This is a genomic window from Blautia acetigignens (assembly GCF_025566865.1).
GTDB classification, from domain to species: Bacteria; Bacillota; Clostridia; order Lachnospirales; family Lachnospiraceae; genus Blautia_A; species Blautia_A acetigignens.
On sequence record NZ_JAOQJM010000008.1, the window covers coordinates 1 to 12,286 of the forward strand.

Annotated in this window: 9 protein-coding genes and 1 pseudogene; 2 read left to right on the plus strand and 8 right to left on the minus strand. The window is 45.5% G+C overall.

All coding sequences use genetic code 11. From position 1 onward, the window contains the following. Positions 1-154: 154 nt before the first annotated feature. From spoIIID to OCV70_RS10935, 3 genes and pseudogenes are all read right to left on the minus strand, one after another. Entirely contained in the window at positions 155-418 is a 264-nt protein-coding gene (spoIIID, locus tag OCV70_RS10925; protein ID WP_173767004.1) for a sporulation transcriptional regulator SpoIIID, read from the minus strand. A 379-nt stretch (positions 419-797) separates the two neighbouring features. Further along, positions 798-881, minus strand: a pseudogene (locus tag OCV70_RS19785) (SEC-C metal-binding domain-containing protein); the annotation flags it as partial. Between the two features lie 1,037 nt (positions 882-1,918). After that, positions 1,919-2,092: an IS1096 element passenger TnpR family protein gene (locus OCV70_RS10935; RefSeq protein WP_117849352.1), complete on the minus strand. Its 174-nt coding sequence runs from the start codon at positions 2,090-2,092 to the stop codon at positions 1,919-1,921. 134 nt (positions 2,093-2,226) lie between these two features. Here OCV70_RS10935 and OCV70_RS10940 point away from each other — a divergent pair, with 134 nt between their 5' ends. Both OCV70_RS10940 and OCV70_RS10945 read left to right on the plus strand, forming a co-directional pair. Next, positions 2,227-3,999, plus strand: a complete 1,773-nt coding sequence (locus tag OCV70_RS10940; RefSeq protein WP_173767008.1) for an alpha-amylase family glycosyl hydrolase — start codon at positions 2,227-2,229, stop codon at positions 3,997-3,999. Between the two features lie 177 nt (positions 4,000-4,176). Further along, complete coding sequence (locus tag OCV70_RS10945) at positions 4,177-5,781, plus strand: hypothetical protein (protein WP_173767010.1); 1,605 nt, start codon at positions 4,177-4,179, stop codon at positions 5,779-5,781. A 112-nt stretch (positions 5,782-5,893) separates the two neighbouring features. On the opposite strand, the gene OCV70_RS10950 is transcribed toward OCV70_RS10945, so the two are convergent. From OCV70_RS10950 to OCV70_RS10970, 5 genes are all read right to left on the minus strand, one after another. Next, the gene (locus OCV70_RS10950; protein WP_021925237.1) at positions 5,894-6,577 is read right to left on the minus strand and encodes a DNA alkylation repair protein; all 684 of its coding nucleotides are present in this window, start codon (positions 6,575-6,577) and stop codon (positions 5,894-5,896) included. Between the two features lie 22 nt (positions 6,578-6,599). Then, positions 6,600-6,899 carry a hypothetical protein gene (locus tag OCV70_RS10955; protein WP_021925238.1) on the minus strand — a complete coding sequence of 100 codons (300 nt, stop codon included), beginning with the start codon at positions 6,897-6,899 and terminating at the stop codon, positions 6,600-6,602. Positions 6,900-6,981: 82 nt separating this feature from the next. Further along, positions 6,982-10,242 carry an ATP-binding protein gene (locus OCV70_RS10960; protein ID WP_262579694.1) on the minus strand — a complete coding sequence of 1,087 codons (3,261 nt, stop codon included), beginning with the start codon at positions 10,240-10,242 and terminating at the stop codon, positions 6,982-6,984. Continuing rightward, complete coding sequence (locus OCV70_RS10965; RefSeq protein ID WP_021925240.1) at positions 10,211-10,828, minus strand: DUF4194 domain-containing protein; 618 nt, start codon at positions 10,826-10,828, stop codon at positions 10,211-10,213. The genes OCV70_RS10960 and OCV70_RS10965 overlap by 32 nt, the downstream gene beginning before the upstream one ends. Next, positions 10,788-12,206 (minus strand): Wadjet anti-phage system protein JetA family protein, encoded by a 1,419-nt coding sequence (locus tag OCV70_RS10970; RefSeq protein WP_173767014.1) that lies wholly within the window; start codon positions 12,204-12,206, stop codon positions 10,788-10,790. Before OCV70_RS10970 ends, OCV70_RS10965 begins: the two co-directional genes overlap by 41 nt. Positions 12,207-12,286 lie beyond the last annotated feature (80 nt).

The window sequence follows — 12,286 nt, forward strand, 5'->3', positions numbered from 1 at the left end:
TTCAGTATTTCAGAAGCAATTCCTTGCGACAGCTTGTTTAATATACCACTGCCGCAAGGAGAAGTCAAGCACTTTTTACAAATAATTACATATTTTTTTGTGCAGGTTATAGATATGGCAGGCGCGTCACCACGCCTGCCATATCTTCTTTTCTTTATTCTAATTCTTTATGCTGGTGCAAATACTTTTCCCTGGTCGCAAGCCCGCCACGAATATGCCGCTCCGACTTATTCACATCCAACACCTCCCGTGCCTGCCTGGCAAGCGCTGGATTCAGGCTCACAAGCCTGCTTGTTACGTCTTTATGTACCGTGCTCTTACTAACCCCAAACTTTTTCGCTGTTTGTCTCACTGTTGCCTTCGTCTCAATAATATAGTTCCCAATTTCCACTGCCCGTTCTTCAATATATTCTTTCAAAAGAAACGCCTCCGAAGACGTTGTTTTTACAGTGTATGCAGAGGTGTTTCTATAATATGAAAGCAAATGAGCTGCGTTAACGTAATTTAGTGAATCAAGGCGGACGCCTCTGAACACCTGTTATTCCACGCAGGTCGGTGCAACGCTCCGGTGAACTAACTGCTAACTACGGCTTAATCGTGAAGGCTCTCCTGAGATGTTTAGTCGCAGTTGACAGTTAGCTCGGCGAAGTGTTGCGACGACCTGCGATGAATATAGCTTCCAACAGTCATTATTCTCGCCGAAACCAATCATATTGTTGTAGCATTCTTCTGTCAGCAGCTGAAATTTTTTCCATTTTTTATTTTTCATAGCATTCTGTCCCCTTCGTAATCGTCTATTATTTCCCGCAACATTTCTTATACTTCTTTCCAGAGCCGCAAGGGCAAGGATCATTTCTTCCTATTTTGGGACTTTCACGGATGAATGGAACCTGAGGTTTTGCGTTTATCCAAGGGAACATATTTTTCTCGTCAAACTCGTCATCATATTCCTCATCGAATGCGTCATACCGTCCCTGTAATCGATCTCTGAGTTTATCTGCCGCTGTTCTTCCAAAACTTGAACTGTTTTCCAGTTCTTTCAGCAAAGCTTCTACTTCTGCCTCTTTTCCAAATGTAATACATGTATCGCAAAGCAAATATATGAATTCTTCTGAGCATACATTTTCCTGTTTTTTTAAGTTGAAAAGCCTTTGTATCTCATGGGATTCTCCAAATTCACAGGCATTATACATCCATTCCTGAACACTTTTTGGGAATTCATACATGTGCAGTTTTTTATCGGAAAATACTGCCGCATGATTTGATACCATATCCACGCTCCAGGGCGACATATTTTTTTCTCTTGCATATTCTGTCCGGCTTCTTCCTTTTAGCATAGGCAATTCCAGTTCCAGCATAATTCCAGAAATTGCCATCCAGACTTCTGCATTTGCCGCAATGTCAGATTTCCCATTGCTCCATTCTGATATAGCCTCAAAAGCTTCCTCTAAAGTAGTTCCGTTCATTATACCGATTACAGTAGATATCAGACATCTCTCGGCTGCTTCCAGCGGTATGTTTACCTGATAACGTAGCTTTGAAAACAAAATATCAATCCATTCTGTTCTATTTGCCAGGTTTTCCGAAAGTAAACGAATATCTTCTATGGAAAATGAAGCATAGTCCATATCTGCTGCATATTTTTCCTGCATGGCAATTACTTTCTGCGAATCAATATCTTCTATAAAAGAAAAACATCTTCCATCACCTGTATAAGCAGTTTTAAAAATACAGTTAAAGCTGCCATACCAGTAAACATATCTGTAGAACTCTGTTTTGTCCTGATTTTTGTCATACAATGTACAGTAAATTTTGTATGCGTCCTCTAATTCCAGCATACCGTATACCCGCAGCATTGCCTCCATATTCTCGGAGAATTTCTTAATTCTACGATAGATATCTTTTTGCATTTTAGAGGTTATTTTTTTAATAGCGGCTTATTTTCTTTGTAACCTCCATAATTCCAGAAGTTATCCTCTCCAGTATCCTGCTCAATCAAAATATCATCACTTGGAATTCGAAAATCATGCATGTGGTATCCATCCCAGTCAAACAGGATCTGAATAATTTCATGCAAATCATCAATCCAAATACTATATGGATATCAAAGTTATTCTTGCAAAAACAACACTATCGTCATATTTTTATATAGAATAAATTCCCAAAATCTGCTATGATAAAAGACATTGAACGTACAAATTTATTTAAACGACAGAGGTGTTAGACATGAGTTGGTATAACGAAGCAGTTTTTTATCACATTTATCCATTGGGTTTGACAGGTGCGCCGAAGCAGAATGCGTATGAGGAGCCGGTTCACAGGCTGAATACGCTTCTTCCCTGGATCGACCATATTAAGGAAATCGGATGCACCGCTTTATATATAGGTCCTTTATTTGAAAGTGTGGGACATGGTTACGAGACAACAGATTATAAGAAACTGGACTCCCGTCTGGGTGACAATGAGGATCTGAAGAATTTCGTAGCAGCATGTCATGAAAAAGGAATTAAAGTTATCTTCGACGGTGTATTTAACCACACCGGACGTGATTTTTTCGCATTTAAAGATATTCAGGAAAAGCACCAGAACTCACCTTATGTAAACTGGTACTGCAACGTGAATTTCTCCGGAAATACCGAGTATAACGATGGATTTTCCTATGAGAACTGGGGCGGATACAACCTTCTGGTAAAATTAAACCAGCGCAATCCGGAGGTACAGAATTATATCTGCGATGTGATCCGTTTCTGGGTTTCTGAGTTTGATGTGGATGGAATTCGTCTCGATGCTGCTGATGTTCTGGATTTTGATTTCATGAAACAGCTTCGCCGCACTGCTGAAGAAGTGAAACCGGATTTCTGGCTGATGGGCGAGGTAATCCACGGCGATTACAGCCGCTGGGTAAATGGAAGCACCCTGCACAGCGTTACCAACTATGCCCTGCACAAGGCACTTTACAGCGGCCACAACGACCACAACTATTTCGAGATCGCACATACTGTGAAATATCTGCAGAACATGGGCGACCTGGATCTTTACAATTTCGTGGACAACCATGATGTGGAGCGTATTTACACCAAGCTTTCCAACAAAGCGCATTTTGCTCCGGTTCACGTACTGCTCTATACGCTTCCAGGCGTTCCAAGCATTTACTATGGTTCTGAATTTGGAATCGAAGGCCGCAAGGAAAGAACCTCCGATGACAGCTTAAGGCCTGCTTTGAATCTTGCGGACTACGCAGATGCCACTGAGAAAAATCCTTGCACCGCGCTTATTGCCGCTCTTGGAAAGGTTCGCCAGAATACGCCGGCACTTAACTATGGAAGCTACGCAGAACTGATGCTGACCAACCGCCAGTATGCTTTCGCCCGTGACCTTGATGGAGTTCGCGTGATCGTAACTGTAAACAACGATGATAATGCCGCTTCCATGAATTTGCCAGCTGGAAATGCTGCTGAATATGTAGGCACACTTACCGGGGAAAAGGTTTCCGTGGAAAATGGCCGCATTAATGTAACCGTTGCTGGAAACAGCGGAAATATCTGGGTTCCGGCCGGGGACATGCCGGAGTATAAGCCAGTTGACATGGCTGCGAAAAAACCAGAGACATCTTCCGAGAACAGTTCAGCGAATACAGCAAAAACAGAAGCCGCTTCTACAACTGAAGCAAAGGCTTCCAACTATAAATCAGATGCTGAGCCAGCTGCCTCTGAATCCGCTGTAAATCCCGCAGCTTCAGAAGTCGCAGCTTCCAACGATGTTTCTGCAGACAAAGAAGCCGCTGCCGACAATGAAGCTACTTCCCAGGCAGCTTCCGAGAAATCCGAAGTAACCGTAGACTGGACCAAGTCACTGGAAGACATGACTGTGGAAGAACTCCAGGCTGGCATCCTTGCCAAAATGGCAAACAACGGCCCGGTAACCGACCAGATGAAGAAAACCGTTTACGACAACATCTGGCATGATTCCTTGGTAAACTGGCTCAAGAGCTTCCGTTAATGAACGTACCGCGCATAAATACGGCGAATGACTTCATGTAAGATCTGCTGCTGTCAATCCGCACCGCAGCATTTTATTCCATAAGCATGTATTTCATTCCCTGAAAATCAAAAACTGCTTTTTCTCATGCTATACTTACTCCAACATAACATTTAACTGATAAAGGAGTATGAGCCTATGAAGAAAAAGCAGTTTTTTAATACATTTGCAGCGGGAATTTTTGCAGCAGCGATATTGGCAGGCGGACTTGTTTCCAGCACGGTTCTGGTAAGCGCAAACGAAGAATCGACCACTGAAGCCCCAGAAAATTCTGACACCGCACAAGACAACAATGCCAGCCAGCTTCAGACCCTTCTGGAAAACGAAGGCTTCTATGTTCAGCAAGGTTCCTTCTATGAACTGGACACATTAAAGGAGGCTTCCGCTGGCCGTCTTCTCAGCTGTTTCGGCAATAATGCAGGTTCCTCCTACACGGTCTTCAATCTTCCTGCCGCCCCGGAACAGGACAATGCCAAGGGAAATCCAGACTACAACTGGCCGGACGAGACAGCCACTCTCTATGATGATCCAAATGTAGAAAATGCTCCGGCGAATCCATATTTTGCCCCGGGCGGCTGGCAGTATAAGCTTGGGCAGGACGAAGCTATCGTTCTGATCACGCAGCTTCCCCCCGAATGCAAGTACTATTCCTTCATCAATTACGTAATGTTCACCCAGCAAAAAGAGGGAAAGGATTACACCAACGAAAAGGCATTTTTCAGCGCAGGAAATGAGGAAACCGGTCTGTATCACCCTATTTTCGGTTCCATCGGGGACTCTGTAAATATGGTAAATATCAAGCATGATGGAGACAGCGCATACGGTTCTCAGGCGGTTATTGTAATCAGCGCCAACCAGACTGTAACCGAAAAAGTAACTGCACAGCTGACTGCTGCCGGCTACGATGAAAGCATGATCAATGTGATGCCGATTCCCGCAGACACCTATAATATGGGTCTGCAAAAAGGAGCCGACACCTTTAGTTTCCTCGGCCGCATTTCCCAGCCAACAGATCAGGACGCCTATGACAGCTACACAGAAAGTCTTTCTGCAAACTCCGTTGTTTACCGTGTTTCCCCGCAAAAAGAGCTGGATGCAGATCCTTACGAAAACGCAGTTCTCACAGCCCGCGGAACTGGCGAACATGAAATTTCCAAATTGAAAAATGGCAGCCAGCATCTGGATGAAATTCGGGAAGCAATCATCTCCCATTACGCAAATGAGTATGATTATGAAGAGCTCAGCACAGATATTGCGGTTCCGGAGGGACTTACCGCTTACCTGAATGACCGCAATGCACAGGGTGACAACCGGGATACCGCCTATGTGATGACAAAAGATTTTACCTTAAATTCCGATGAGGATTTCGTTGTTGTTTACGGAGTCAATCACACTCAGACCGGAAAGGCCTTATACTCCAACGCGGTTCTCTATGCCCGCCCTATGCTCAACGGCGTATGCAGCGTGTACGATTCCCTTTTCCCAGGCAGCGCGGCTTCCTATCTTGAGGAAGACTGCGACAATGCAGACGATTATTATGTGTACAAAATGGCCCGTACCCAGATGGATGATTACACCGCCATCATCGAACATTCTACCGGAAATGAGAAGGGAAAATTCTATGGTGTAGACAATGGTGATACCCTTCTTCTGGCCTTCCGGGCATATATGGATGAGAACAACGTAGGGGCTTCCTATTATGAAATCGTGTATGACCGGGCAATTGTGTTCCATAAAAAGTAATAAATTCGCTGCCAATAGTTCTGTTAGCATTATCATATAAAAATATGCCAGAGAAAAAGCACTCTGCATCTATATGCAAATGCTTTTATCTCTGGCATTTATGATTGTCTTTTTATCGAAATCCTTTCAGATATTCCTTCTGTTCCGGTGTGATCCGGTAGCTTTCCACGGCCTTCTGAACGGTCTTTCTGTGTACCCAGTCTGATAATTTATGCTGTTCAATATAGGGAACCGTGGCATCCCACTGCTTGGCAAGGGCGGTGGCAAAATACCAGGCAATCATCATATTTACATAATACTCCTGGGATTGAACCGCTGCCGCCATTTCAAGATATTCCGAGGAAAAATCTTCGTCCAGGAAAAGGCGCATCAGCATACCAATTCCATAACGAATGACATAGGTTTCTCCTGAAGAAATCCATCTCTTTGCTTCCTCCAGCACCTGATCTTTATGCCTGGCAAAGCACTTCGGTGCCGGGTAATCACAGGTTGCCCAGTTGTCAATACAGGGAAGAAATCTCTGAATCTCTTCCATACATTTCTCATAGTCCTTTATCCCCGTGATCAGCATCATGTGAAGATTATTTTCTTCATAATATCGGTGAGGAAGCTGCCGCAAAAACGCCTCTGCCTCCGAAGTCCCGGCGAATTCCTTTGCAAATTTCCGAAGGACTGGCGTACGGATTCCAATGACCGTTTCCTTGTCTGTTTCGGGCATTAATTTGCTGTGAAAATCACGGTATTTCAAATCCTGCAATTCAAATAACTGCTTCTGCAGTTTGGTCAACTCAGCCATATTTTTCTATTCTTCCATTTCTTTACTCCGCTTTCTCCGCTGCCTCCAGGCTTGCCATCAGCAGCTCGTAGAAATCATCTTCCCCTTCCAGCTTCGGAGAATTCTCCCCTCCGCCGTTGGTACTGCGGCGCATGGTGGCGTAGAAATCCTCTCCTGCAGACACCAGATCCATCTCATACAATTCATAGCCAAGACTTCTGCACAGCCTGCAGAAAACAGTGAGAGGATCCTTCTCCAAACGGGTTGCCAGAAGCTTTTTGCGAAGTTCTCCATCTTTCAGTGCATCGCCCTGCAGACGGTCCAGAATTTCCAGTGTAGTCATATGCGGTACCTCCTCTGCGTTATTTTCATCTATTTTAACGCGTAATCTGTCACTGTGCAACTGTGAATTGTGAATGTTTTTTTTACACCGCGTTATGGTATTCCTCCACATAACTCCGCTTCTGATCTGTCATAACCAGCATGATCTCATCCATAGCCGGACCGATATACTGAATCTTATCCGGCGGAGCCGCGATGATCAGCTGCAATGGCAGGCGGCGAAGGAATTCCAGTACGCCGCCAATTCTCTCATCATCCATGTTGTTGAACGCCTCATCAAACAGCACCAGTCCAGCCGCCTCTCCTCCAATATTGTTGCTGTAAAGCTGTACGAAAGAAGCTGCCACGGTCACATAGAACGGGGTCTGTGTCTCACCGCCGCTCTTTTCCTCGCATACCTTGGAATAGTAAGAATAGGTGCCGTCATCATGTATGATCTTAATATCATAATCCATATAAGTACGGTAATCCGTAAACTCCTCCAGAGTCTGCGTGCTGTTTTCACCGCCTACAGAAAGCCGTTCAAACAGCTCCTCAATCACATCCTTATGAGCCTCATGGAACATTCCGGAAAACAGGGATTCCCCTTGAATTACATTGAAATCGTCCATGATCATTTCATAATAGCTGCGGTATTTCTTGCTTGGCATAAACTGGAATTCATAGCGCTCACTGCTGAAGTCAATCCCCTTTAAAGCCTTGTTCAGCTCCTTAAATTCCCCTTGCGCCAGCTTCATATTCTCCTGAAGCTTTGCAAGAAACTGCTCCTGGAACTCTGTTTCCGCAGCATGTCGGGCAGACTGTACTTTCTCCTCATAATCCAAAAGCTCGGAATTTTTCAGTCTGTCATATACAGCTTGAAACTCAGAAAAACCTTCCAGGCTGGCAGCTGCACCGAAATCATGCTCTGTCTTGTATTCCACCATGGCATTTATCATCTGGTCTTTGATTTTTTCCCACCTGTCACTGTTGTTTCTTCGTTTGCCAAGATACTCATTCTGGAACTGCTCCACCGGACGTTTTCCAAGCGCTTCCTCGTACTCCTGATTCCAGGAATTTAAGACATCCCCAGCTGCCTCTCCCAGGGAAAAGACCTTCCCCTTCTCTGTCATCTCGTTCTCCAGAAAGGCCTGTTTTCTGGTAATCAGATCCTGAATTCTAGTTCGTATTCCGCCGATTTTCTCCGTATCAGAATTCACAGAAGCATCCAGCCCACGCAGCACTTTTTCCAGTTCTTCCAGCTGAATCTGCTTCTCAATCAATGTAGAATTTTCCTTCAGCTTCTGGATGTTTTCCTGGCATTTGGCAATGGCCCTGTCCACGGTTCTAAGAGTATGAAGCACATCCAGGCGGTACTTGATATCCACATCACTGTCTGTGGAAAGAAGTCCCAGAATTTCATTCATCCCGGCCAGTTGCTTCTCCTGATTTTCCAGAAGCTCATTCATCTTCTGGTACTCCTCCTCTGCCTGAACCAGCTGAACGGTAAAGGCATTTTTGCCGATAAACGGCACCCGGAATACCTCTGGCTTGATGGCGCTTGCCACCCGGTTCTGGTAGCGCATACAGCCCTTTGTAATGGAAATGGGGTACTTTTTCAGGTCCTCGTAACGCTCGCACATCTGCACTTTTCCCAGGATCATGTTGCTGTACTGGCGGGCATATTGATTCTGGGAAGTTACAACGGAAGCCAAAGTTCCTGCAGGAGCAGTATCATAATTTTCCAAATCTCTGGTATTGATCAGACCCACGCCGTAGACCTTTTTCTCCTTGCGAAGGCGGTCATAGATTCCAAGTGCAATGTCGAAATTCTCCGGCTCCACAAGCACATAAAAACGCTGTGTATTCAGATATCCTTCTACTGCATTTCGCCATTCTTCATCCTGGATTTCCAGCATTTCGCAGAGAACTCCCGGCTGGATTTCCCGTCCCAGGCTGGCAAATTCTTCCTGTATAGTTTCTGTAAGGAGTTCTACTCCTGATGGATAGGTAAGCTTTTTACGCTTCAGTTTGCTGATCTTTTTGTTCAGCTTTTCCCGTTCTGCGTGATTCTGTTTCAGCTGGATCTGCAGCTTGGCAAGCTCTCCCTGAAGCCCTGCAAAATACTTCTGCTTGCAGTGGATCACATCGTCTGTCAGGCTTTTCAGTGCTGCTACATTGGCCTCAGAATCCAGTTTCTGCAGCTGTGTGCGGTATTCCCGGACGCAGGATATCAGTTCCTGGGAATCACCGCCTGCATCCTTAACGCCCATGAGAAGCCGCTCGCTGTCTTTCGCCGCCTTTGCAACACTTTTCTTCAGTTCCGATTCATCCTGCAGTGCATTTCTACGCTTTTCCAGCTGTCTTTCCAGCTCTTTTTTCTCTTCCTCAAGAGCTACAAATTCCTGATTATGGCGCAGTTCTACCCGCAGATTGGTGGCAATTTCCTGCTTCTCGGCACGTTCCTTCTGCAGCATTTCCAGCTGGACTTTGGCCTGTTCCAGACGGACTTCCTCGTTCTTTTTGGCTGCATCTATGCTTCTTATTTTGCCTTCCACAAGGTCCAGGTCACTGCGTTTCAGGAAATATTCATACATCTGATCCCGTTCCATCCGCTCCTGCAGGCGCTGATGCAGTTCCTGAATCTTTTCCAGCTTTTTCATCCGCTTTTTCACATTATCCAGGGTGCGCTCCATATCCTGATAGGTGCGCACATTTTCCCGGAGAACCTCAATATTAACCTCTTTTTCATCCAGCACATAGGAGTAAACAAAGTCCTTGATATCATCAATAGGCTTAAATGCAAGAGCTTTCGGAATCAGACGGAAGAACTTGTCTTCGATTCTTCCAAGCCTTGCTGTGACCATTTTTCGCGCTTCCACATTGGTCTTGCACCACTGGCGAATGTCAATGTTGGAGCCTCGGAATTCTGCAATGGATTTCACCTGATTTCCGTAAAGAAACAGGTCATCGGAAAGTCTGGTGTTCTCCATCAGATAACGGACGGTCGTTTCCTGCCCCTCAGAAGCAGAATCTACCACCGCGCCGATAATGAAATACTTATCCTTGCTTTCCTCATAAAATTCCAGCGCAACATGGGCACTGATCTCCCCGGTGCGCTCATAAGGCTGATTCTCTTTTCCGGTTTTGCAGCGGATATAGCCGGTCAGCTTTCGCTTGCCGTTTTCGTGGGCGGCCTTGTTGAAATACCCGGTGGAACAGATGATCACGAACTGGATTGCATCCAGAAGAGTGGATTTTCCAGCGCCGTTTTCACCGGACAAAAGAGTGGAATCTCCAAAATCTATGGTACAGTTGTTGAACCTGTGCCAGTTAATCAGCTTCATCCTCGTCAGTTTCTTCATTGCTTATGTTCTTTCCCTTTCTGTATGTTTCCAGTTTCTCAAATGCAGCTTTAATGTCTTCCACGCGTACAGCCATCAGGATGGAATCATAGATCAGAACCCTTGATTCCTCATCCCCCAGGTCCCGGTCCAGAAGTTCCACGATCTGGTATCTGCGGAACAGGCTCAACGCATTTCGCATGGTTGTTTTGTCGATTATTTTGTCACGGATATTTAAGCTGAGGAAGCGGTCCTGAATGTCTCCAAGGGTGACGATCACCTCTTCCACTGCCGAAAGCTGCCGTTTCTTTTCATCATAAAGGATCCGAAGAATCAAAAGCACAATGGAATCGTAAAGCTTCAGATTCATGCGGTTGATTCCCCGGGGGCTGGTCAGCTGAACCACGCCATATTCCTCGTTAATCTCCAGGCGGTAGCCCAGTACCCCTAAGTATTCCTTAAATTCCTTGCGGTATTTCAGCACGAAATAATAGTCCGGTCTGGTATTCTGGTTTCCTTTGCACAAAAAGCAGGTTCCCAGAAGACGGTTGCAGACTCTGCCGAAATTATCCTTCTCTTTTTGAAGCATTCCCTCCAGATATTCCATTCTCTCTCCTCCGTATCCGAAAATCTTTGAAACGGTAGCCGTTCACTTCCCGTTCTTCCATTGTCTCAATTGTATATCCCATATTTTTCCGCTGTCCGTAAAGCCTGGTGTAGATCAGCTTAATAAAATCATCTTCATTGGCAAGGGGCAGCTGGCTGGCGTTCATCTCATCCACATTTCCAAGCTGCTGATCTACATAGTCCTGGATTTTTTCCACGCTGACCACCTTCTGGATCTTCTCAGCCATCCTCCGCATTTTTTCCCGGCGCAGTTCTTCGTCCGGCTCTTTCTCATCCAGGCTTGCAGGAGTAAATTCCCCCTTGCCTTCCACTGCAAGATACAGGGAACTTTGTTCCAGGATGGAGCACTGGTAGATCTGCACCAGGTCATCCAGGAAATCAATGCGGTAGATGCCGCCTAGGTCCATGTTCTCCCGGTTGATCTCTTCGTTGATTCCCATAAGGATCTCTTTTAGCTGACCTCGCACATCCTCGTTTCCTGCAAGAAGAAACTTGGCGCGCCCTATGGCAGCTCTCTGGTACTGGGTGTTTTTCTGATTGATCTCCTGGAGAATATCGTCCATGCCGCGGAAAGCTTCTATAATCTCATGTAGATAGCGGTAAATCAGCTCCCTTCCCTCTTCCACAGAAACTTCCCGAATAGATGCGATCTCCCTTGCCGCCTCTTCCAGAAACGCCTCCTCATGGCTTTTCTCTTCCAGTCGGGAGATGATCTCCGGCCGGAATTTTGACACGTTGTCAGAAGTAAGAAGGCGGTGGTAGGCCTTATCTACAATGTTGGTAATATAATCATTAAACAGGGCATCCATAATCTCTGCCACTGTGCTGTGTTTGGTCAGTTCGTCAATGTAATGCTTGATGTTGGAATTCAGATTCTTCAGGCCGGTGATCAGAAGATCCGTGTTTTCCCAGATCTGCATCAGCACGATTCCCGGCTTGTCCATGGTTCCAGTCACAAGGCTGTATATGGTATAAATGTAGCCCTGGTACTCGATCTGTTTGCCGTCTGCAATGTCCAGCAGCGTCTTAATCACCTTCACTGCATACTCTTTGAAATTCACTCTCTGCACATAGCTTTTGTCTGTCTCCACTTCGATCCAGCCGTAATATTCCAGACGGCGCAGGATTCCGTTGGCGCGGCTCCGGCTGTCATATGCCTGGAATTCCTCTTCCACCAGCTGGGCTGCGTTTTCCTGGTTAAAATAAAATTCCAGTTCATCTGCCAGCACCTCTCTTTCCACTCCAAAGGAAAGCTGATGTTCCATGATGGAAAAAAGCCGGCTGATACATTCCCAGTATACAATTCGGTTGGGTGAGGACAATGGGACGAAAAAATTTCCCGGAATTACATGAAACATAGAATATGTCCTTTCTCTAAAAGTTAAAATGAGGGGCAAATTCCTTTGCCCCTCGAATCTTGTTCTATTTTAGCATATTC

Coding starts and splice junctions, on each gene's coding strand:
- OCV70_RS10945 (WP_173767010.1), top strand. CDS start 4,177: ATGAAGAAAAAGCAGTTTTTTAATACATTTGCAGCGGGAATTTTTGCA.
- OCV70_RS10960 (WP_262579694.1), bottom strand. CDS start 10,242: ATGAAGAAACTGACGAGGATGAAGCTGATTAACTGGCACAGGTTCAAC.
- OCV70_RS10950 (WP_021925237.1), bottom strand. CDS start 6,577: ATGGCTGAGTTGACCAAACTGCAGAAGCAGTTATTTGAATTGCAGGAT.
- OCV70_RS10965 (WP_021925240.1), bottom strand. CDS start 10,828: ATGGAATATCTGGAGGGAATGCTTCAAAAAGAGAAGGATAATTTCGGC.
- OCV70_RS10940 (WP_173767008.1), top strand. CDS start 2,227: ATGAGTTGGTATAACGAAGCAGTTTTTTATCACATTTATCCATTGGGT.
- OCV70_RS10970 (WP_173767014.1), bottom strand. CDS start 12,206: ATGTTTCATGTAATTCCGGGAAATTTTTTCGTCCCATTGTCCTCACCC.
- OCV70_RS10955 (WP_021925238.1), bottom strand. CDS start 6,899: ATGACTACACTGGAAATTCTGGACCGTCTGCAGGGCGATGCACTGAAA.